This is a genomic window from Mangrovibacterium sp., from assembly GCF_041596335.1.
Classification (GTDB): Bacteria; Bacteroidota; Bacteroidia; order Bacteroidales; family Prolixibacteraceae; genus Mangrovibacterium.
This window is the reverse complement of sequence record NZ_JBFHIT010000018.1, coordinates 1-23,123: the sequence shown is the minus strand read 5'-3', so window position 1 is coordinate 23,123 and position 23,123 is coordinate 1. Positions and strand designations below refer to the sequence as shown.

At 42.6% G+C, this 23,123-nt stretch carries 17 protein-coding genes and 3 tRNA genes; 9 read left to right on the top strand and 11 right to left on the bottom strand.

Going from position 1 to position 23,123, the window contains the following annotated elements; all coding sequences use genetic code 11:
* The first annotated feature begins 270 nt into the window (after positions 1-270).
* From ABZD21_RS08295 to ABZD21_RS08275, 5 genes are all read left to right on the top strand, one after another.
* On the top strand, positions 271-846 hold the full coding sequence (locus ABZD21_RS08295) for an RNA polymerase sigma factor (RefSeq protein ID WP_372774310.1): 576 nt from the start codon (positions 271-273) through the stop codon (positions 844-846).
* Between the two features lie 119 nt (positions 847-965).
* Positions 966-1,982 (top strand): FecR family protein, encoded by a 1,017-nt coding sequence (locus ABZD21_RS08290; protein ID WP_372774308.1) that lies wholly within the window; start codon positions 966-968, stop codon positions 1,980-1,982.
* A gap of 95 nt (positions 1,983-2,077) precedes the next feature.
* Entirely contained in the window at positions 2,078-5,401 is a 3,324-nt protein-coding gene (locus ABZD21_RS08285) for a TonB-dependent receptor (protein ID WP_372774306.1), read from the top strand.
* Between the two features lie 17 nt (positions 5,402-5,418).
* Positions 5,419-6,948 carry a RagB/SusD family nutrient uptake outer membrane protein gene (locus ABZD21_RS08280; RefSeq protein ID WP_372774304.1) on the top strand — a complete coding sequence of 510 codons (1,530 nt, stop codon included), beginning with the start codon at positions 5,419-5,421 and terminating at the stop codon, positions 6,946-6,948.
* A gap of 98 nt (positions 6,949-7,046) precedes the next feature.
* Entirely contained in the window at positions 7,047-8,513 is a 1,467-nt protein-coding gene (locus tag ABZD21_RS08275) for a glycoside hydrolase family 30 beta sandwich domain-containing protein (RefSeq protein ID WP_372774302.1), read from the top strand.
* A gap of 498 nt (positions 8,514-9,011) precedes the next feature.
* Here the strand turns inward: ABZD21_RS08275 and ABZD21_RS08270 are convergent.
* The 4 genes from ABZD21_RS08270 to ABZD21_RS08255 all read right to left on the bottom strand — a co-directional run bounded on the left by ABZD21_RS08270 (position 9,012) and on the right by ABZD21_RS08255 (position 10,414).
* Positions 9,012-9,084, bottom strand: a tRNA-Arg gene (locus tag ABZD21_RS08270).
* 152 nt (positions 9,085-9,236) lie between these two features.
* Positions 9,237-9,309, bottom strand: a tRNA-Arg gene (locus tag ABZD21_RS08265).
* Between the two features lie 69 nt (positions 9,310-9,378).
* Positions 9,379-9,675, bottom strand: coding sequence for an MTH1187 family thiamine-binding protein (locus tag ABZD21_RS08260; RefSeq protein ID WP_372774300.1), 297 nt, complete (start codon positions 9,673-9,675; stop codon positions 9,379-9,381).
* A complete protein-coding gene (locus ABZD21_RS08255) occupies positions 9,656-10,414 on the bottom strand; it encodes a hypothetical protein (RefSeq protein ID WP_372774298.1) in 759 nt (252 codons plus the stop codon). Before ABZD21_RS08255 ends, ABZD21_RS08260 begins: the two co-directional genes overlap by 20 nt.
* A gap of 142 nt (positions 10,415-10,556) precedes the next feature.
* Between ABZD21_RS08255 and feoB the strand changes: the two genes are divergently transcribed.
* The gene (feoB, locus tag ABZD21_RS08250) at positions 10,557-13,013 is read left to right on the top strand and encodes a ferrous iron transport protein B (protein ID WP_372774297.1); all 2,457 of its coding nucleotides are present in this window, start codon (positions 10,557-10,559) and stop codon (positions 13,011-13,013) included.
* Between the two features lie 245 nt (positions 13,014-13,258).
* Here feoB and rpe read toward each other — a convergent pair whose 3' ends face one another.
* Together rpe and ABZD21_RS08240 are read right to left on the bottom strand one after the other, a co-directional pair.
* A complete protein-coding gene (rpe, locus tag ABZD21_RS08245; RefSeq protein WP_372774295.1) occupies positions 13,259-13,912 on the bottom strand; it encodes a ribulose-phosphate 3-epimerase in 654 nt (217 codons plus the stop codon).
* 73 nt (positions 13,913-13,985) lie between these two features.
* On the bottom strand, positions 13,986-14,852 hold the full coding sequence (locus ABZD21_RS08240; protein WP_372774293.1) for an RNA polymerase sigma factor RpoD/SigA: 867 nt from the start codon (positions 14,850-14,852) through the stop codon (positions 13,986-13,988).
* Positions 14,853-15,245: 393 nt separating this feature from the next.
* Between ABZD21_RS08240 and rho the strand changes: the two genes are divergently transcribed.
* The gene (gene rho / locus ABZD21_RS08235; protein WP_372774291.1) at positions 15,246-16,994 is read left to right on the top strand and encodes a transcription termination factor Rho; all 1,749 of its coding nucleotides are present in this window, start codon (positions 15,246-15,248) and stop codon (positions 16,992-16,994) included.
* A 113-nt stretch (positions 16,995-17,107) separates the two neighbouring features.
* On the opposite strand, the gene ABZD21_RS08230 is transcribed toward rho, so the two are convergent.
* The 3 genes from ABZD21_RS08230 to ABZD21_RS08220 form a co-directional block, all read right to left on the bottom strand.
* Positions 17,108-18,886: an aminopeptidase P family protein gene (locus ABZD21_RS08230; protein ID WP_372774289.1), complete on the bottom strand. Its 1,779-nt coding sequence runs from the start codon at positions 18,884-18,886 to the stop codon at positions 17,108-17,110.
* A 7-nt stretch (positions 18,887-18,893) separates the two neighbouring features.
* Positions 18,894-19,427 carry an NUDIX domain-containing protein gene (locus tag ABZD21_RS08225; protein ID WP_372774287.1) on the bottom strand — a complete coding sequence of 178 codons (534 nt, stop codon included), beginning with the start codon at positions 19,425-19,427 and terminating at the stop codon, positions 18,894-18,896.
* Between the two features lie 297 nt (positions 19,428-19,724).
* Entirely contained in the window at positions 19,725-20,636 is a 912-nt protein-coding gene (locus ABZD21_RS08220; protein ID WP_372774285.1) for an alpha/beta hydrolase, read from the bottom strand.
* Between the two features lie 144 nt (positions 20,637-20,780).
* On the opposite strand from ABZD21_RS08220, the gene ABZD21_RS08215 reads away from it, so the two are divergent.
* Positions 20,781-21,419, top strand: a complete 639-nt coding sequence (locus ABZD21_RS08215) for a LysE family translocator (protein WP_372774284.1) — start codon at positions 20,781-20,783, stop codon at positions 21,417-21,419.
* Here ABZD21_RS08215 and ABZD21_RS08210 read toward each other — a convergent pair.
* The gene (locus tag ABZD21_RS08210; RefSeq protein ID WP_372774282.1) at positions 21,409-21,819 is read right to left on the bottom strand and encodes an acyl-CoA thioesterase; all 411 of its coding nucleotides are present in this window, start codon (positions 21,817-21,819) and stop codon (positions 21,409-21,411) included. The genes ABZD21_RS08215 and ABZD21_RS08210 overlap by 11 nt on opposite strands.
* Positions 21,820-21,824: 5 nt before the next feature.
* Positions 21,825-22,628 (bottom strand): SDR family oxidoreductase, encoded by an 804-nt coding sequence (locus ABZD21_RS08205; protein ID WP_372774280.1) that lies wholly within the window; start codon positions 22,626-22,628, stop codon positions 21,825-21,827.
* 186 nt (positions 22,629-22,814) lie between these two features.
* Between ABZD21_RS08205 and ABZD21_RS08200 the strand changes: the two genes are divergently transcribed.
* A tRNA-Lys gene (locus ABZD21_RS08200) sits at positions 22,815-22,890 on the top strand.
* Positions 22,891-23,123: the final 233 nt, after the last annotated feature.

Below are 23,123 nucleotides of genomic sequence, written 5' to 3'. Positions count from 1 at the left end.
CAAAAAATTTACCATTAAAACATTCTTTAAGTCCTTTTGTTTGCGCACCAATTGTTGCAAAAGCCAATTCGATCTAAAGAAACTGCCGGGAATTACTTCGGCCGCCTGCTATCCGAACTCATTGCTGCTCCGATAATCTGGCCTCCAGATCGGCATTTAGCTTAGGGAGCGATTGAGAGGTCTTCGGACATCCCGTTGCGTGTTTGTTGAAGTTTAGTTAGCAATATTTTTATTTCTTTGTGGTATCTTGAAGCTTCAAATCTAGAAACAGTGAGTCGTCACATTGACATATCATTAATCCGCAAAGGCGATGCAGATGCCTTCACAAGGCTTTGTGAACAGTATAGCAATAAACTCTATCGCTTTGCTTTCTCCTATTTAAAAAACGAACTCGAATCAGAAGAGATTGTACAGGAGGTGTTTCTGAAAATTTGGCAGAACCGCTCTACCCTAAGGGATGTTAAGTCGCTGCAATCTTATTTGTTCACAATAGCTTTTAACGATGTGAAGAAGGCATTTCTTCGGCGATCGAAGGCCGAAGCATATAAACACGAGGTTGTTGATGAGCTGGATTCGCATGGTGATACGATTGATTTTGAGCAGCGATATCAAAATGTCATTCAAAAGCTAGAATTGTTTATTGAAGAAATGCCCGAGCGACGGAGGCAAATTTTTATCGCCCGAAAAAAGGAGGGAAAAGCAGTGAAGCAAATTGCCGAAGAAATGGAGATATCGGTTAAAACGATTGAAAATCAGATTACTAAGGCGATGAAATATCAGAAATGCCGTTTTGAAGATGAAATGCCTGATGGGGTCAATCTGTTTTACCTTTTTTTGAGAAACTAACCGGCAGACTTCCTACTTTTAACTTTTCCGAACATTTTTTTCATTTTTTTTTCAAACCGAATAGGGGAATCTCAATTTTCCGGATATAACGAGTGTAATGAAACACGCAGAAGATTGAGATGGCAGAAAAGAGAAAATATACGGAAGCATTTAGAAATTACGAATCGGGAAGTTATTCCCGAACCGATTATAAGCAGGTGAACAGCACATTTGCGAACGATGATGAACTCCTGCGTGAGCATTTGCACGAACATTGGGAAAGTTTATCTGAATATGGAGAAATGAAATCTCCCAATATGAAATCTCTGATTAATCAGGTACAACGGACAATTTCACCGCAGAAGCCATCCGCGACACGAAGAATGTTAACTTATTATCAGCGCATAGCCGCTGTATTGCTAATCCCGATTACGTTGTTCTCGATTTATTGGTTTACTGCAACGACACCTCAGGCGACAGACGCCATGGCAACCATTGTTTCGCCCCAGGGTGCCCGTACAAGCTTTGTTTTACCCGATGGTTCAACCGGCTGGCTGAATAGCGGATCGGAAATAAGTTATCCGGTCAATTTTCATCAAAATAGAGAAGTAAAGCTGGTTGGTGAAGCGTTTTTTCATGTGAAGCAACAAAATGGCGAAAAATTTAAAGTTCGCACACCCGGAATTACAGTTCAGGTGCTGGGAACCCAGTTCAATGTTTCGGCTTATGAAGCCAATGAGAAAATAAGCGTGGTATTGCAGGAGGGTAGTGTGCAGATTCTGGATCAGCACGAGCAAGCATCATACCTGATGAAGCCGGATGAACGTTTTGAATACAATCGGAAGGAAAACCGGGCTGTAATTAGTCATGTGGAAGCAGCCGATTACACCCGCTGGACAGAAGGATTGCTCCAATTCAGGGGCGAGTCACTCGAAGTGGTGATGTCGAAATTGGCTCGCTGGTACAATGTTGACATTGAAATACGCGATGAGCAACTGAAAGCCTACAATTTTAAAGCAACATTTAAAGATGAGCAATTGGATGAAATACTGCGAATGATTGCTCTGACAACGCCCATGCAATATCGGGTCGAAGAACGAAAATCAAACTTAAACAGTCTATATGTAAAGAAGAAAATTATTATTGAACAAAAATGACCTAATCGAAAAATCAGGAAAGTGCTGGTACCACTTCCCTGATTGTATTGAAGAATCGTTACAGTGAATTTTAACAACTCTACAATTGTAAATCTATGAAAAAATCTAAGAAAATCAGGGATTGGTATGCCTTGAAAAAAACCTTACTAATTATGCGACTATCTGTTCTGTTTATTCTATTTGGAATGTTTCAGGTGTCAGCCGTAACGGGTTACTCTCAACAAACCCGGATGACCATAAACCTTAAAAACACGCGTCTTGCAGACGTATTGAACACAATAGAAAATCAATCTGATTTCTATTTCCTTTACAACCAGGACCTAATTGATGTAAACCGAAAGGTGAGTATCGATGTCGAAAATCAAGGCATTGAGAATATTCTTGACCAACTTTTTGAAACGTCAAAAGTGAAGTATGTCATCAAAGATCGGCAGATCGTATTGACAAACCTGGACGAGACAGCACAATTTGTGCAAAAAGTGGGCGTTGTTAGCGGAACGGTGAAAGCCTCCAACGGTGATCCAATTCCCGGAGCAACCGTTGTCGTTAAAGGTACCACCATTGGAACCATTACCGATTTCGACGGAAACTTTAGCTTAAACAATGTTCCGGATGATGCCATTCTGCAGTTTTCGTTTGTAGGAATGCAGATGGTGGAGGTCGCTGTAAACGGACAATCTGTTATTAATGCTGTTTTAGCGGAAGAAACCATTGGCTTGGAAGAAGTTGTTGCTGTAGGTTACGGTATCCAAAAGAAAAGCCTGGTAACTGGCGCAATTTCCAGTGTGAAAGCCGAAGACTTACAAAACATTCCCGCGTCTCGTGCCGATCAGGCCATTCAGGGACGCACTGCCGGAGTCTCTGTACTATCTACTTCAGGGTCACCAGGTGTATCAACAAAAATCCGTATTCGCGGGGTAAACTCAAACGGAAATTCAAACCCTTTGTTTATTGTTGACGGAATGAAAACCGGCGATATCAACAACATCGACCCTTCCGACATCGGTTCGATGGAAGTGTTGAAAGATGCTGCGTCAGCCGCTATTTATGGTACTGAAGGTGCTAACGGGGTTATCATTATCACCACCAAATCCGGAACTAAAGGTGAAAAGGCCAAAATTTCCTACGATTTTCAATATGGCCTGCAAAGTTCACGCAGTGATATGGAGTTGATGAACGCCGCTCAATATAAAACATGGATGGAAGAATCTGGCGCCGGAACAGTGACGCTGGATGGAACGGACACCGACTGGATGGACGAAGTTATGGAAGAAGCTCCGATGCAAAAACATCACATTAGCTATTCGTCCGGAACAGACAAGTCAAGCTACATGTTGTCGGGTTCTTATTTCAATCAAGACGGTATTGTTGGTGGCGACAAAGCTAAATACCAACGCTATACTGCTCGTATCAACGCTAAAAGCAGTGTGAACGAATGGTTAGAAGTTGGAAACAACATAAGTTTCTCCCACTCAAATCAGCGCTATATCGGTGAAGATGACGAATATCGTAGTGTGGTAAACAACACGTTGCTGATTGATCCATTAACTCCGGTAACATACGATGGTACGCCAGACAATGTGCAGGCACTGCTGGATGCCGGTAACACCATCCTGAAAAATGACGAAGGTAAATACTACGGTTTAGCGAAATATGTAACCGGTGAAACCGCAAACCCATTAGCGTTGCTGGATACCTACCACAACACCATCGAGCAAGATAAAATTCTTGGGACAGCCTATGCGACCATTAAACCGGTGAAAGGACTTTCGTTTACTTCTCGCGTTGGTTTGGATTTGACTTATCAGTCGCAACATAGCTGGAATCCAACTTACTACTTCTCGTCAGAAAATCAGAACTCAGCAACAACTGTTGACGATACCATCAATAAATGGTACACCTGGTTGTGGGAAAACTTCGCTTCATACAGCTATAGTATTGCCGACCACTCATTTACTTTACTTGGAGGTTATTCTGCAGAGCAATATCAGGCTCCGGATTACTACATGCACTCAGGACCGATGATTGCTGAAGGCGACGACTATGCTTATCAGGAATATACAACTGACGATGAGTTGGATCGTACCGGTGGTACCTTTGTCGATCAAACCATGAACTCCTATTTCGGACGTCTTTCGTACGATTTCAGATCGAAGTATATGTTCGAATTCTCCATTCGTCGTGATGCGGCAAGTGTGTTCCCAGCTGCCAATCGGGCTGCTGTATTCCCGGCATTTTCGGGAGGTTGGGTAATCTCCGAAGAAGATTTTTTCAATGTTGAAGGAATCGATTATTTGAAACTTCGCGCTAGTTGGGGTGAAAACGGAAGCAAAGCCAACCTGGGTGGAAATGAAGATCAGGAATTATGGGATTTTACAGGAATTCGCTATCCCGGATCGAATGCTGATGACTCCTTTATTAGTGGTGGCGAAATTAAAAACCTGATCAATCCTGATTTGCGCTGGGAACGTACCCAACAAACCGATATTGGTTTGGATTTACGTGCTCTTGGTGGTAAGCTGAATTTCTCGGTAGACTACTATAAAAAGGTGACAAACGATTTGATCGTGAGTGGAACTGGTCCATTGTCGGTTGGTAACGATTATCCGTACGTGAATGGTGGAGATGTGACGAATAAGGGATTTGACTTCGAAGCCGGCTATCAGGATAATATTGGCAAATTTAAATACAGTGTGAACCTGAACTTGTCGACTTTGGACAATGAAGTAACTTATCTGAAAGTTGACTCTCCGGTAAAAGGTGACAACCTGCGTGGTCACGACTTGACTTGGTTTGAAGAAGGGTATCCAATCTGGTACTTCAAAGGCTACAAAACCAGCGGTATCGATCCGGTAACAGGAGCACCAATTGTGGTTGATGTTGATGGCGACACCGAGATTACTGCTGCCGACCAAACCTATATCGGTGACCCACATCCCGATTTCCTTTACGGAGCTACTTTGAACTGTTCTTACGAAGGTTTTGATTTCAATTTATTCCTGCAAGGAACCCAGGGGAACGATGTGTTTATGGGATGGTTTCGTTCCGATCGTCCATTCTCCAATAAACCACTGTTTATGTTCGAAGATCGTTGGACCGCAAATAATATCAATGCCAGCCGTCCGGCTGCCAATAATACCAGCGACTACATTTATCGCAGCGACTTGATGATTTCCGATGGATCGTACCTGCGGATCAAACAAATCCAATTGGGCTATACCTTACCAAAATCATTAACCGAATCAGTAAAAGTAGATCGTGCACGCGTATTTGTATCTGTTGATGATTATTTCACCTTCACCAAATACGAAGGATTGGATCCTGAAGCCGGTAGTTCTACCGACAACCGTCAAGGGGTTGATCGCGGTATTTATCCGATCTCTGGTAAAATATTATTTGGTTTCTCTCTTAATTTTTAATCAAAAATTACTGAACAATGAAATTCATAAAACACTATAAGATAATTGCAGGACTTTCACTATTAGCATGCGTCTCCTGCAGCGAAAGCTTTTTGGAGGTTTCTCCTAAAGGTGCTTTAACCAGCGAAACCTATTTGAAAACCGACGACGAAGCGAAAACGGCCTTGATTGGTGTGTACAACACCATGCAGCATAATTTCTCGAATGGTAGTTGGGCAAGCGTATTCTTCATTAAAAACCTACCGGCTGACGACTGTTTAGCGGGTTCAAGTGAAGGAGACCAAACAGGTTACCAAAACATCGACGATTTTGCCATTCAAACTGATAATGCAAAGTTAGAGCTGATTTACACGAACTTTTACCGCACAATAAACCGTGCTAACACCGTTATTGATCGGGTAGAAGGTGACTCCGACGCCAAAGTGGAGATTATTGCCGAGGCAAAAGCCATTCGGGCTTACTGCTATTTGGAGTTGGTTACCCTGTTTGGTGGTGTGCCATTAATGACGGTTAACCCGGTAGGAGAAGCTGAATACCATAAACCACGCGCTACTGCAGCTGAAATTTATGATCAAATAGAACAGGATCTTACAGAGGCGATTCTTGATCTGCCATTGAAAAGTGCTTATTCTGAAAATGAAAAATTCCGCTTCTCAAAAGGAACAGCGCAGGCATTTTTAGGCAAAGCTTATCTGTATCAAGAAAGATACAGCGAAGCAATAACTCAGCTGTCAGCTGTAATCAGCAGTGGCGAATATGATTTGGTTCCCGATTTTGCCGATGTTTGGTCAAAATCAACTGAATTCGGAGTAGAATCCCTGTTCGAAATTTCGTATACCTCTAATAGTGTATACGACTGGGGTACTTTCCCTTGGGGAGGTGGTAACGAAAGTAACATTGAAGTACAGTTACAGGGGCCTCGTAGCGACTTGTTTGATTTGACCAATTGCACCCTGCCAATCATCAATGGTTGGGGATTTAATATGCCATCAGCTAAAATCGGCCAAGCATTTGAGGATGAAGAAGATGACGTGCGTGGTGCTGCAACTGTTTTGTCAGCTGCTGATTTTATCGCCTCTGGTGGTGCTATCAAAGATCCGAATGCACACGATTATGAAGGATATATGCGCATGAAATATGTGACCCGTTCAACTGAAACCGGCGACAAGGGGATTGCGGAATTGAACTACTCAACAAACTGGCGATTGCTACGCTATGCCGATGTTTTGTTGATGGCCGCTGAAGCATATCATTTCGACAATCAGGACGGAAAGGCCGTAATCGAATTGAACAAAGTTCGTACTCGTGCTGAAATGCCAGCTGTTTCTACTTCGGATGATGTGTTTGCAGTTATTGTGAAAGAACGTCAACTTGAGTTGGCTTTCGAAGGCAGTCGTTACTGGGATTTGGTGCGCTGGGGATTGGCTGCTCAGGAATTGGGTAGTTTGGGTTTCCAAACCGGCAAACATGAATTATTCCCAATTCCTCAAAACGAAATTATTGCGAACAACGGAATAGACGCGGAAGATCAGAATCCGGGCTACTAAATCGTTCTTAATCAGATTTATAAGTTGAAATAATACATACAGCCCTCGCGTTCTCGCAGGGCTGTATCTTTTTTATTGAGATTCAAATAAGAAAACCTATGAAATACATTGAACCGTTAGTGTGGGGCACCGCATTGGTGTTTCTGGCTTGCCAGCCAAAGCCACAGGAAGTGCAAACTGAAACTATTCAGGTTGTTAAGATCCCCGAGAAAGTTGTGGTTTATCAAACCGCTGAGAATTCGGATGATCGTTTAGTCCAAAAAGGGGAATATCAGCTCGTCGATTTTGGACAGCCAACTGAAATTCAACCCTGCGTTTTCATCGACCCAACCCACAAGTTTCAAACCTTTGTTGGCATTGGTGGAGCTTTTACCGATGCTGCAGCCGAGGTTTTTGCCAAGTTGCCTACCGAAAAGCAACAGGAGTTTCTCACCGCTTATTACGATGCCGATAAAGGGATCGGATATAATTTTAGCCGGACTCACATTGCCAGTTGCGACTTCTCGAGTGCAAGCTATGATTATATTGCTGAAGGTGATTCCGCACTGGCAACGTTTAGTATCGATCACGATCGGACATACCGAATACCCTTCATAAAACAAGCTATTCAAGCAGCCGGAGGTTCCCTTAAAATGTTCGTTAGCCCCTGGAGTCCACCAGCGTGGATGAAAGATAATAATGACCGGTTGCATGGCGGACACCTATTGGAACAGTACAAGCAATCATGGGCTAATCACTACGTGAAATTCATTGAAGCTTATGAAGCTGAAGGAATCCCCGTTTGGGGCTTGTCGGTGCAAAATGAACCAATGGCCGTTCAGATTTGGGAGTCGTGTGTGTATTCAGATACCGAAGAACGCGACTTTGTGAAAAACAATCTCGGTCCAACTTTGGCGCAGGCCGGAATGGGGGAAAAGAAACTCATTGTTTGGGATCATAATCGCGATTTGATTTATCAGCGCGCATCAACAATGTTGAACGACCCTGAAGCAGCCAAATATGTGTGGGGAGTTGGTTTCCATTGGTATGAACCATGGACCGGCGGCGGAATGCAGTTTGACAACCTAAAACGGGTGCAGGAATCATTTCCGGATATCAATTTAGTGTTTACCGAAGGTTGTGTGGAACGTTTTGGCATGGATCGGATTACCAATTGGGCGCTCGGAGAACGCTACGGACATTCCATGATTCACGATTTTAATGCCGGAACCGTTGCCTGGACCGACTGGAATATTCTACTCGATGAAAACGGAGGACCTAACCACGTAGGCAATTTCTGCTTTGCTCCGGTGCATGCCGATACGCAAAAAGGAGAGCTAATATTCACTAACAGCTATTACTATATCGGCCATTTTTCCAAGTTTATACAAGCCGGAGCGCGGCGAATTAGTTGTTCAACTAGTCGCGAAGTGCTGGAGGCCACTGCTTTTGAAAATCCTGATGGTAGCTTAGCTGTCGTTGTAATGAATGCCGGAGATGAGGAATTATCGTATCACATCTGGATTGAAGGACGAGCTGCGGAACTCAAAAGCCCGGCCCATTCCATTCAGACCTTGATTCTGTAGGCTACAGTAATGCCAAATATTTTTATTATTTTGAATGGATGCCCCGGCGGCAAACAGCTCAAATAGTTTAGTTGGAAGCCACACGATAACGATGAAGTACAGGGGGGAATTCAAGCCTATTGAAGTCAGCCCGGTGGCAAGAGATGTTGATTGCTATTTGGATCGTATTATAAAAACAAAGCACCGAAAGAATTTGTCTTTCAGTGCTTTGTTTTTGTATGTGACCCCACCGGTACAAAATTAGAACCATTTGATACCAGAATTAATGCATTTGGGAGAGCTTGTTTGCTCCTGATTTAGTTAATGCCGATTAGTTTTTCTGGATAAAAGTGTTGTTGAAATACGATTTTATCTGGATGAAAATGTGTTAACACGGTTTAAATTAAGAGAGAACATGTGCTGGAAGTACACTTTTCAGTGGACGTAATTAAAAATAGGCTGAGTCGGATGTAACTCAATGGAAACGAAAAGGGGTATCAGTTGACTGATACCCCTTTGTGACCCCGGCAAGACTCGAACCTGCAACCTTCTGATCCGTAGTCAGATGCTCTATCCATTAAGCTACGGAGCCATTCGTTAATCGAGCTGCAAATATAGTAATTCTAGATTTATTTACGCAAATTATTTCTGAAAAGTTTTTCGTGGTTTTTGGATTTTTTTGACGGCTGTTTTCCCGGCTTTATCCGACAAAAAAAGGTTGTCAAAATTGACAACCTTTTTTTGTGACCTCGGCAAGACTCGAACCTGCAACCTTCTGATCCGTAGTCAGATGCTCTATCCATTAAGCTACGAAGCCATTTGTTAAATGCGGTGCAAATATAGTATTTTAAATGTTTAAGAAGCAAATAAAATCAGGATATTTTTTTTATTCGTATTTGTGCATTTTGTCGTTGATTGTCACATCTTCCTGAAACACAGTCTGTATTTTGATGTAAGTCATCAGTTTTTGTGTGCCGTTTTTTTCTAAAACTTCGTGTACTCGCTTAACCAATGCCATAACTTCATCATAGTTTCCTTCAATTACAGTCTCGAACGGGCATACTTTGTATTTCAACCCTGATTTTTCGATTTCTGCAATCGCGGTATCGACTAAATCGTAACTATTCTTTCCTTCGGCCTGCGGTAATACCTGTAAGGCCAGATTAATCTTGTTCTGTGTCATTTTCGTCTGTTTCTTCTTTTTGTTCCTGGCTTAAAAAGCCCTTTATTTCTTCGATGTTGAGTTTCTTTACATTGGTGATGATCACATCTTCGCGAAGGAAATTGCCGTATTGGTTGCATTCTTCAATGAATGACCTGAAAATATCTTGTAGGTTATTCTTGAGTGGAAAAAGAAAAAGTCCCATGGCAAATCCGTTGACAAAGTTCATCTCCTCCAGTTCGCCTTCGCTTTTCTTGAGGAAAAACTGAAACTCATCTTCGATTAGTTTTTTTTCCGTTTCACTAAACTCCTCTTCTGTATTCTGGTGCAACAGCGTGATGAAGTAGCGAATTTTTTGGTCACGTCCCCCCAAACCGGTGGAAATAAACACCTGTTGCTCGTCCAGTAGTGAACTTTGCAGGATCATCCTACTTTCCTGAATGGCAAGTATCGACCAATTTCGAAGCACTCCTTCTGCTTGAGCCTTAAAGCGCTCAATTATCCGGAAAGCCTCAACTTTATCGTGCCCGGCCAAACGAACCAATAGCTTTTTTTTCGCTTCGTCGGTGGCTTCGGCTTCGTAAAGCATTTTTTCCACTTCTGCAAAGTCCTCTATTGGCTGGTTGTTAGTTTTGTCTTTCGTAAATTCAAAATACTCCATTTGAAGCTCTACATCAATCTGCTCCTCCAGTATGCTGAAGTTGTCGGGGAGCGATTCGATGGCGTCCTGAATCTTTTTAAGATTATTATTATCTTCCATAGGGCGTGTATATGTCTGCAAATATAAACGAATGGTTAGAGCTTGATGGGCTTTTCGTGTTTTTTTAAAGTTATTTTAAAAACTCAATTATCTTTGCGAGACTATTTTTATTTAATTCAAATTAGCGTAAGGATAAACACGGGTGAGACTTTCTGAAGTAAAAAATAGCGAATCGGTTGTAATTACAAAAGTCCTTGGGCACGGGTCGTTCCGAAAGCGAATCACAGAAATGGGATTTGTTAAAGGGAAAGAAGTGAAGGTGATCAAAAATACACCTTTTAAAGGTCCGATCGAGTTTAAGATCCTCGATTACAACATTACGCTGCGTCGCTCGGAGGCTAATTTGATCGAAGTGGTTCCGACAGATGAAGCTCATGTGTTAGACCATCAGGAATATGAAGGGGTCATTGATCGCGAGCAACTAAAGCGGAACATCAATGAAAAGGGAAAAGTCATAAATGTAGCGCTGGTTGGTAATCCAAACTGCGGTAAAACCACCCTGTTCAATTTTCTTTCAGGATCGAAAGAGCACGTCGGGAACTACAGCGGAGTGACTGTTGACGCCAAGAAAGCTTCATTCAAAAAGTTTGGTTACATATTTAATCTGGTCGACCTGCCCGGTACTTATTCGTTGACTGCATATTCACCGGAAGAAATCTATGTCCGCAAGTTTATCTGGAAAGAAACCCCGGATATTGTTTTAAATGTCATCGATTCGTCGAATCTGGAGCGGAACTTGTTCTTAACCACCCAGTTGATCGATATGGATATTAAGGTTGTTTGTGCCTTGAATATGTATGATGAATTGATTCGGAATCGCAATGTTTTTGACTATAAAAAGCTAGGGAAATTAACCGGCATTCCGTTTATTCCTACCGTTAGTTCGAAAGGAAAAGGGGTTGATGATCTACTTCAAAAAGCGATTGATGTGTATGAGGATCGTGATCCGATTGTTCGCCATATTCATATCAATTATGGGATTGAGATTGAAAAATCGATCAGGCGGATTCGCGAAACAATCAAGCAGGATAAGCCGATTACCGATAAAATTTCATCTCGTTTTTTAGCACTCAAATTGCTGGAGAAGGATAACGAAACGCTTTTCAATCTCTCGAGATACCAAAACTTTGAGGACATAAAACGTATAACCAAAGAAGAGTGTTCTCGAATTGAAGTCCTGTATGATGAAGATAGTGAGACAATTATAACGGATGCAAAATACGGCTTTATTGCCGGGGCGTTGAAGGAAACCTATAAACAAAGAATCAGTACGAAAGAATCCCAATCGGAACGGATTGATAAATTTTTGACTCATCCGGTGCTGGGAATGCCGATTTTTATCCTATTAATTTTTGGAACTTTTTTTGCCACTTTTAGCTTGGGGTCGTATCCGATGAGCTGGATTGAGCAGTTGGTTTCTCTTTTAGGAACCACGGTTAGCAATATTATGGAACCTGGTATGTTGCGTGATTTGCTCACAAACGGAATTATCGACGGAACCGGGAGTGTGCTGGTTTTTCTACCTAATATCCTCATTCTGTTTTTCTTTATCTCATTAATGGAGGATTCCGGCTATATGGCTCGGGCGGCCTTTATTATGGATAAAGTAATGCACTTTTTCGGGCTTCACGGGCGGTCTTTCATTCCAATGGTCATGGGGTTTGGGTGTAATGTTCCAGCCATAATGGCTACCCGGACATTGCGTAACCCGGGCGATCGACTACTTACAATGCTGATCATTCCATTCATGTCCTGTAGTGCACGTCTTCCGGTTTATGTGCTGTTCATTTCGGCTTTCTTCCCCAATTCACCGGCTCTTGTTTTAGGTGGAATTTATTTTGCAGGCATTTTGATGGCTTTCTTAGTGGCGCAACTATTCAATAAAACCATTTTCCGCAACAAGGAAACTCCCTTTGTTCTGGAACTTCCACCATATCGAATTCCAACTTTTCGCAACATCGTGGTACACATGTGGGATAAGAGTTACCAATATTTGCGAAAGATTGCCGGAGTTATTCTGGTTGGGGTTGTGATTGTTTGGGCGTTGGGCTATTTCCCCCGGCAAAATGAGGAATCGGAAGCCATCGGGAGCAAAATTACACAGATGCAAACCAGCGATGTGACCAACCAACAGGAGGAAATTAACCGGTTGCTGGTTGAGCAGGAGTCGGTTCGTTTGCAGAACTCGTATTTAGGGCAAATTGGGCAGTTTATTGAGCCGGTTATGCGTCCGTTGGGGTTCGACTGGAAAATGAGTATCGGCCTGGTGGCCGGACTACCAGCTAAGGAGATTGTAGTTAGTACATTGGGCGTATTGTATCAGGTCGACGACGACAGTTCCCTTTCGCTTGGAGAAAAGCTGAGAATGGAAAAATACGCATCGGGTGAAAAAATTGGTCAGTCGGTAATCTCAATGCCGGTCGCTTTGGCTTTTCTGGTGTTCATTTTGATTTATTTTCCGTGCATTGGTGTTATTGCTACCATCAAAAATGAATCGGGGAAGACCTTCTGGGCGGTCTTTACCATGGTTTATACCACCGCGCTGGCGTGGGGAATGGCCTATCTAACCTTGATAGTAAGCTCTTGGCTGCTTTCCTGAACTGAACCTTTTCACTTCAATTACCTTATTATAAAGTAATGTTACAAGAAGTATTGACCTATATCATATTGACCGGAGCTGTTTTTCTTGCTTTGTTTCGATTGTATAAAACAGTCGCAAAACTAAGAGGGAAGGAGTGCAAAACATCTGCGACATCTTCTCATTGTGCTGGTTGTGATTCTGATTGTGCTTTGCGTGAGTTACCGACAGTAAAAACGGGCAAACAACCCTGAATAAAAGGACAGTTAAATCCGTTTCAATTTGCTAATGGTATCAATTGGAGAAGCGGACCCAAATACAAAACTACCTGCCACCAAAACATCTGTTCCGGCTTCAACCAGTTTCTTGCCGGTTTCAAAGTTTACACCACCGTCTACTTCAATCAGGCACGAAGGATTTTTCTTCTCAATCAATTCCTTTAGTTTACGAACCTTGTCGTAGGTGTTTTCGATGAATTTTTGACCACCAAATCCGGGGTTAACCGACATCAATAAAACCATATCAAGGTCCATAATGATATCGTCCAACAGGTGAACGGGCGTATGCGGATTGAGGCAAACACTGGCTTTCATTCCAGTACTTTTTATTTTTAGAACTGTACGGTGAAGGTGGGTGCAGGCTTCATAGTGAACGGTCAGAATATCGGCTCCAGCATCTTTAAATCCATCGATGTACTGGTCAGGATTGACAATCATCAGATGAACATCCAGCGGTTTGGTGGCAACCTTGCTCACGTGTTGTATAATTGGCAACCCAAATGAAATATTGGGTACAAATACTCCATCCATAACATCGCAATGGATGTACCCGGCTTCGCTGGCGTTCAGCATTTCGATGTCTTTTCCAAGCTGATTAAAATCAGCCGATAAGATTGAGGGCGCGATAATGATTTCTGACATAGATGAGAATTTGATCCAAAAGTAATTTTTTAGATCCAAAAGGGAAAAGGTTCACCGAAAATTTGCTCCGTTTTTATTGCCCGAGATACGCTTTTAACAGACGGTTCCGATAATTATTTTTCAATTTTTTAATCGATTTCTCCTTGATTTGACGAACGCGTTCCCGGGTAAGGTTGAAAACATCACCAATCTCTTCAAGAGTGTGTTGCCGGTAACCATTCAGTCCAAAATAGTATTTAATAATCTCAGATTCGCGTTCACTCAAGGTTGAAAGTGTCCGTTCGATTTCTTTCCGAAGCGAGTTTGTAATCAAGCCATCATCTGGACTGGGCGACTCATCATTAAGCATCACATCATAAAGGCTGTTGTCATCCTCATCGCGTAGCGGAGCATCCATCGAAACATGGTGGTTCGAAACTTTCATGGCCTCTTCAACCATTGTTGATGACGTTTCCAGAATAGTCGCAACCTCTTCAGCTGTTGGTTCACGCTGAAATTCCTGTTCAAGTTTGGAGAAAGTACGATTGATTTTGTTGATTGATCCGATTTTGTTTAACGGCAATCGAACAATTCGTGCCTGTTCTGCCAGTGCCTGTAAAATTGATTGGCGAATCCACCAAACAGCATAGGAGATAAATTTAAATCCTCTTGTTTCATCAAATCGCTGGGCTGCTTTAATCAATCCCAAGTTTCCCTCGTTAATTAAATCGGGCAAACTCAATCCTTGATTCTGATATTGTTTGGAAACCGAAACGACAAATCTTAAATTTGCTTTTATAAGCTCTTCAAGGGCTTTTCGATCTCCTTTTTTAATCCGTTTCGCTAACTCAACTTCTTTGTCGGCACTCAGAAGCTCTACTTTGCCGATTTCATGGAGATATTTGTCCAGGGATAGTGTCTCTCTATTCGTTACCTGTTTTGTTATCTTAAGCTGCCTCATTTGGGTTACGAGTTTGTTAGTGAATACTTTTAAAAAAAAACAGTATAGTAGTTAAACCAATTTACACGACTATTGTTTACAGGGGCGAAATTAGCCAATAAGAACTACATATTGGAATTTGAATGGGGGATTTTTATGAATGTGCCTTTTTTTGTGATGAAACTTCTCTTTGAGCACATGAACGAACAAAAACAGGGCTGTTTTGTTGCTGATAATGACAGTGTACGGTGCCAAATTTGACCTGCAATTAAAAAGTGCTATTTTTTTGGCTTTTATTTACTTATTAGTTATAATTGCAGAATAATTCGCAAGAATCTAAAAATCCAAAGTCTTAATCCTTATTTCACATACTTCTCCAGATAACTTTTTGGGTTGTAAATTAATTTTCAAAATATGTACGATATTATTGAATTAAGCAGAAAGTTGCTTCCTGACTTGCGGGAAATAGCCAAAGAGCTTAAAATCAAAAAGGTTGAGTCCTTTAAAAAGCAGGATCTCATCTATAAAATTCTAGACACACAGGCTATTCTTGCCTCTGAAAAAAAATCTGAATCACCACGGGAGCGGACTCCGGCTTCTAAAAATGCACCCGCTGTTAATGTTAAACAGAATTCGAAATCTGAAGGTGAACCAAAGCTGGAAGATACGGACGAACAACCCAAAAAGCGTCGTCGGACAGCTGTTGTAATTAAAGCAGCTTCAGCTTTTGATTTCGCGAAGAAACAAAAGCAAAAGAGTCCAGACACGGCCTCGGAAAATGCAGATGCTGAGAAAGAAGAAGCAAATCAGGTTGACCAGCCAGTTGATAGCCCGAAAGAAAAGGCGAAAACAGAGAACACACCGGCGCCGGAAACTTCTGCAAATCAAGATACACCGAAGGAAAAGAAAAAAGAATTTACGCGCGATTTTCAGAAAGACAACAAGCAGGATCCGCGCCAAAAAAATAAGCCTCACCAGAAGTGGGATAATCAACGAGACAGTCAATCCGGGCCAAAATCGAAACAAAGCGAGAAGGCTTATGAGTTTGAAGGAATAATCACCAATGCCGGAGTTTTAGAAATTATGCCCGATGGGTATGGATTCCTCCGTTCAAGTGATTATAATTATTTGAACTCCCCGGATGATATTTATGTTTCACAGTCGCAGATCAAGCTGTTTGGACTGAAAACCGGAGATACCGTTAGCGGAACAATTCGCCCACCAAAGGAAGGCGAGAAATATTTTCCGTTGATCAAAGTATTGTCGATCAATGGTCGCACACCGGATTATATTCGCGACCGTGTTCCGTTTGATCACTTGACTCCGCTGTTCCCAAATAAGAAATTCAACCTAACCGGAAACGGTCACGATAATCTTTCAACTCGTGTTGTCGATTTGTTTTCACCAATTGGTAAGGGACAACGTGGATTGATCGTTGCTCAGCCCAAGACCGGTAAAACAATGTTGCTGAAGGAAATAGCGAATGCTATTGCGGCAAATCACCCCGAGGTTTACATGATTGTTTTGCTGATTGATGAACGTCCGGAAGAGGTGACTGATATGGCACGAAGTGTAAACGCAGAGGTTATTTCCTCCACATTTGATGAACCTGCCGATCGCCATGTTCGTGTAGCCGGAATGGTGCTGGAAAAGGCAAAACGTTTGGTGGAATGTGGCCATGATGTTGTAATCTTATTGGATTCAATCACTCGTTTGGCACGTGCGTACAATACGGTAGCGCCAGCATCGGGTAAAGTACTTTCGGGAGGGGTTGATGCCAACGCGTTGCACAAACCGAAGCGTTTCTTTGGTGCTGCACGTAATATTGAAGAAGGTGGATCATTAACGATCCTTGCAACAGCATTAACTGAAACCGGATCGAAAATGGATGATGTAATTTTCGAAGAATTTAAGGGAACCGGTAATATGGAACTTCAGTTAGACCGGAAATTGTCTAACAAGCGGATTTTCCCGGCTGTGGATATCGTTTCTTCAAGTACACGTCGCGAAGATATGTTGTTGCCGAAGCCAATTATGGACAAAATTTGGATTTTGAGAAACTATCTGGCTGACATGAATTCGATGGAAGCAATGGAATTCATCAAAACCCGAATCATGAAAACCAGCTCGATTGAGGAATTCCTGATTTCGATGAACGAATAGCACGATAATTTGATAATATATTGAAGAGGCTGTCTCATTGGGACAGCCTCTTTGTGTTTTAATCTATTTCTTCAGTCGGGGATCGATTCTCCCATCGGAATAAAAACTCATTTCTATATGGCGTTGGTAATTTCTTTTAAGAATGCTTTTTCGTCTTCATTTAGAGCGGGCGAAAGCTCGTTGTAGCAACGTTGATGATAACGGTTTAGCCAATCGATTTCAGTCGCTGACATCAATTTTTTCTCAATCAGACCTGTATCGATTGGACAGAGTGTTAGGGTTTCAAACTGAAGAAAGCGACCATATTCAGTGATTTGCCATTCTTTGCAGGCAATTACGTTCTCAATCCGAATTCCATAATGCCCTTCGCGGTAAAATGCAGGTTCGTCCGACAGAACCATGCCCGGCTCAATAACCCGCTCGTTATATTCCTGGCGGATGCCCATGGGGCCTTCGTGCACATTTAGGAAAAAGCCAATACCGTGTCCGGTGCCATGCCCGTAATTTCGCCCCGTTTGCCATAATGCTTGCCGGGCAGCTAAATCAATGTTACATCCTGGAGTATTAGCCGGGAATTTCAATTCGGCCAGTCCGATTGTACCTTTCAATACTAAAGTGAAGTCTTCTTTGGCCAGTTCGGTGGGAGTACTTAAGCAAACAGTTCTGGTGATATCGGTTGTTCCTTCGGGATACTGTCCTCCCGAATCAAAAAGTAAAATTCCGCTGGCTTCAATCTGAACTGCTGTTTCGGGCGTTACTGATCGGTGTACAATTGCTCCGTTTTCGTTGTAGCCTACTATTGCATAAAAGCTGCTGCCCATAAAACCGGTTTGCTGCGAACGGAATTCTTCGAGTTTCAGCAGTACATCATACTCTGTGACGGTTTTTTTGCCGACCGTTTGCTTCAACCAATGCAGAAATTTTACCATCGCGACACCATCTTTGTGCATTGCAATTTTGATCATCTCCAGCTCATGGTCGGATTTTTTTGCTTTTAAAATGGTGGCCGTTGAGAGTTGCATCGCAATACTGGCATCGGGCGAAATTGCTTCTTTTAACGCCTGGTTGGTACGATCCGGGTCGATAAGTATTTTGCCTGAAATTGAGCAGAGGTCGATATAGATCTGCGAATAACGGCTCAATTTAATTCCTTCGCTCATCAGTTTTTTCTGCAGGTTATCCGGAATTTTATCGCAGTTTAGGTAGAGTTGAATGTCATTCGTGGTAACAAGTGCAAAGGCCATAAAAACCGGATTGTAGGAGATATCGCTGCCTCTTAGGTTGAAAGTCCAGGCAATGTCGTCGAGCGCGGTTAGTAGGATGGATTGAGCTCCGGATTCAATCATTTTTGCCCGGATTGCTTCAATTTTATCCTGGCGACTTTGTCCTGTGTATTTTACCTCGTGTTCAAAAATAGGGTTGGGGGGCAGCACTGGGCGATCGGTCCAGATGAGATCCATTAAGTCGCCGCAATCTTTCAGATGCAGATTGTGGGGAGCCAGACTTTGGTTGAGGTTTCGAAATTGGTTCACAGACAAACAAGTCGCATCGGTGCCAACAATTGCTCCCTCTTTTGCGACTGATTTAAGCCAGTCTGCCGGGGTGGGAGTGCCTTCAACTCTAAGTTTCATTAACCGGATCCCTGTTTCACTCAATTGCTCGTTGGCTTGCAAAAAATACCGAGAGTCGGTCCACAAAGCGGCATCATCCAAAGTTACCATCATGTAGCCGGCCGAACCGTTAAATCCACTAATGAATGAACGTATCTGCCAATAGTCGGGCAGGTACTCACTCTGATGCGGATCGGTTCCCGAAAGGTACCAGGCATCGAGGTTGAGTTTTTTCATTTCGGCCCGGAGGTTGGCTAGTCGGTTTTGAATCATCGATTTCATGGTGTTTCTATTTCTTGGTTTTCTGTAGCAAAGTAATTGTATTCCGTATCGAGTTGAAGGGAATTTCATCCAATTCAATTGTTGCCGGATCGTGAAACTCAATGGCGGAGATATCGTCCTGTGGAATCAAATTATCGAACGTTTTTAACTTGATAACAAAGGTTGAGTCGAGGGTATGGACGATCATGCCCGAGAATTCATACTGGTTTGGGAAGGTGCCGAAATAATTTATTTCTGCAACTTCTGCGCCTAGCTCCTCGTGTAACTCTCGTGTAATTGCCTCCTCGGCAGTCTCGTAATACTCAACAAAGCCTCCGGGAAGATCAAGTTTCCCTTTGTGGGGATTAATCGCCCGACGTGTCAACATCAACCGACCTTTTTCGTCGAATACAAGCGCACTGGCTGCCGCCGAAGTATTAAAGAAATAGTTGAAGGAGCAGTTTCCGCAATGTTTGGAACGAGGCCCGGTAGTGGCAAAATTAGCCGATCCGCATTTGGGGCAAAAATGAAGCAGATCGACCGGATTATTCTTCAAATTCATAGATTCCGGAATTTTTAGGGCAGACCTGAATACAGATTAATCATCGGAGTGAATCTGCTTCAGGTCTATCGGTGAATACGGTCAAAGATAGAATCTTTCGAGGGATCACAGGATGATAAATCGCAGATATCGCCAATGTTGGTTAAACGATTTATATGACTTCAAGCTGGCTTACTGAAGCGCCGCAATGTGCGGTCAGGTCGGCCATGAACCTTCAGGTAGAACTGTGGCAAAGCCGGTAACTAGTTTGAGATCGGCGCATGTTATATAGGTTGTTCGTTCTGTCTGATCGGTTGATTACTCGATTAGTTGCATCGATTTAAGCCACTGCACAAATAAGCCGGGCCATTGATCAACTGGTTTATCTGTCTTTTTCATCCCGAAACCATGACCTCCTTTGGCGAAAATGTGTAACTCGGCAGGGATTCCAAATTCTTTCAACGCCATATAAAAACGAATTGAATTTTCCGGAGGAACTGCTCCGTCATCGTCGGCCAGGACAAGAAATGTCGGTGGAGTATTTTTAGTCACCTGCAATTCGTTAGAGTATTTCGAAGCCAAATCCCAGTTGTTTGTTTGGCCAATTAAGTTTATCCGTGATCCCATATGCCCGATTTTTTCGTCAAAACTGATAACCGGATAAAGAAGGAGCATAAAATCGGGGCGGCTGCTCTGTTTCAACAATTGGTCACTGGTGTTGGGGTCTCCCATGGTGAAATGTGTTCCGGCAGTTGAAGCCAGATGACCGCCGGCAGACGATCCGGCAATGCCAATTTTATTGGAATCGATATTCCATTCGGCGGCCTTTGAGCGAACTAATCGAATGGATTGCAAAGCGTCGGTAAGTGGAATCTGAGGGTCGCCGTAGGGAAGACGGTATTTCAATACAATAGCCGTAATTCCGTTTGATTTTAAATATTCGGCTATTTGAAACCCCTCATGGTCAATTGCTTCAATCCGATAGCCACCTCCGGGGCAGATAATTACAGCAACACCGGTATTTCTTGCGGTTTCCGGTTGGTAAACAAATAATTCAGCTTTTGAAATATTGTCGTAACGCATGGTTCCGTGCTCTTCGTAATACCGTTCCTCTCCTGGAGGGGTATTTTTGTTGGGTGCTTCATTCGGCCAAAGTGGGAGTGTAAAGTCTTGTGCCATAGTGGTTGCGAAGATTGAAATAAATAAGAGTGAAATTGATAGTTTTTTCATTGCCGTAAGTTTAATGATCATTGGTTTGTATCAATTGAGAACCAAATTTAAAAACTATATTTTCAGTAGGGGTGTGTTTGTAAAAAAATCCATGAATTCGACTGAGGTGCTTTTGCTAAAGTGCTTTTATGCTATTTTTGCAAGATGTTTTTGTCGTTATTTTTAAAAGGAATTGTAATCGGGTTGGCTGTTTCAGTGCCCTTAGGACCAATAGGGATCCTGATTATTCAGCGAACAGTGAATAAAAACCGAACCAGCGGTTTTTTGTCGGGGATGGGAGCCTCAATTTCGGATGCTATCTATGCAGTCGTGGCTGGTTTTAGCCTAACCTATATTATCGATTTTATTCGGCTGCATCAATTAACTTTTCAGGTTGTCGGTGCGATCATGGTTCTGGTTCTCGGAATTCATATCTTTTTTAAAGACCCGGTTACCGACTTGCGAAAATACCGGCGAAAAGGCAGTTCGTATTTTCAGGATTTGTTGTCAACCTTTCTGATTACTTTTCCCAACCCAATGGTGGTTTTTATTTTTTTGGCTGTATTTGCCAGTTCTGGAATTGTTTTTCAGATGGATCAGCCTTCATTGGCTTTCGCTATGGTTGCCGGGGTGTTTCTTGGGGCTAATAGTTGGTGGTTGACTCTAACTGGTCTTGTAAGCTTATTTCGCCATAAATTTAATCTCCGTGTGCTGTGGTGGTTTAATAAGGTTGCAGGAGTAATTATTGTCGTTTTGGTGATTGTTACTTTGATTTTAACAATGGTTGAGCATTTCACGGCTTAAAGTAGCCAGCGATTTTTTCGACAAAATACTTTGGTGCGCGACAAGGTTTACCAGTGTTTCGATCAAAAAATGCCAAAACAGTTTCTCCTTCATTAATTAGTTCTCCTTGCTCGTTGTATATTTCGGTTCGGATCGGAAATTTCACCTGGGGTATTTTATCAACTATCGTGACAATGGTGAGTAGGTCATCGTAGTAAGCCGACTTTATGTAGTTAACTTTCAGGCTGCTGGCCGGAAGCATGATGCCAGAATCTTCCATTTCTTTATACGAAACACCTAAACTCCTGATTAATTCAGTTCGTCCTATTTCATAATAGCGTGGATAATTTCCGTAGTAAACTACGCCCATTTTATCGGTGTCTTCGTAGTAAACCCGGAGCTTTGTTTTGTGAATAAGCATATCAATTATTTAAAGGGCGAATCCGGCTCTTTGGCCATATGATTATACGTGAGTCTGTCGAGCAATTTGGGGAGAAATTTACCAAGAAAAACAGTCACTTTACCCTCAATGAAAGTCAGAATCAGTTGTCGTTTGCGTTTTTCAACAGCCCGAACAATGTGTTTGGCGCAAGTTTCAGCCGACATCATTTTATCTTCATTACGAGGAGTTTCTCCCTGATTGCTTCCGCTGGCGGTTAATGCCGCTTTACGAACCTCGGAAGCTGTGAATCCGGGAGCCGCAACCAACACGTGTAACCCTTTCTTTAGGTTCTCGATCCGTATGGTGTCCAGAAAACCACGGATAGCAAATTTCGATGCCGAATATCCGGTGCGGCCTGGAAGTCCAACATAGCCGGCGATGGAAATAATACCCACCAGCGACCCTTTGGTTTTTAAAAGATGAGGCAGCGCGTATTTCGAACAATACACTGTTCCCCAAAAGTTCACATCCATGAGTTTGCGCAGAACATCCAGTTCAACCTCTTCGAAAATTGCCCGCATCGAAATGCCGGCATTGTTAACCAGAATGTCAATCCGACCAAAATGCCGGACAGCTTGCTCGATTAGGGCCTGGCAATCGTCCTCCTTACTTACGTCGGTTGGTTGGATCAGCACTTCGGTGGTGTTGATTTCCTGTTTTAACTGCTCTAGCATATCGAGGCGTCGGGCGGCCAACACTAATTTTGCACCTTTGGAGGCAAATTCAAAGGCAAGCGCTTTTCCAATACCAGATGAGGCACCGGTTATTATTACTACTTTGTTTTTCATTGATTTAAATTGCAAAGCACAAAAGTAAGCTTTTTTTGGATTTGGCTTGAATGGCGCATTTAACAATCGGTTGTTGATAACCCGAGATGACTTTTTTTCAAAAAATGTAATCTAAAGTTTGCAGATAAGTTTTGTGTTTTTACCTTTGCAGCGCCTTTAAACAAAAGGGCTACACATAACGAGGATGACTCAGTAGCTCAGCTGGTAGAGCACATCCCTTTTAAGGATGGGGTCCTGGGTTCGAGCCCCAGCTGAGTCACCAAAAACAAAGTCAAAAAGACTTAAAAGCGCTTAAATCAACAGGTTTAGGCGCTTTTTTATTTTTGGCAGGATTCCACAATATTCGCTGAAAATCCTCGGCTATCGAAAGGGTTTTGACGGATCAAGCGGAAAATCTGGGGGATTTTGGTTTTAGGCATAAATTTTAGCTAGTCTAAAAAGGAAGAAACTGATGTTTCTTACACCTCTGAAGCTTGCTCTAAAAGCTTTTATCTT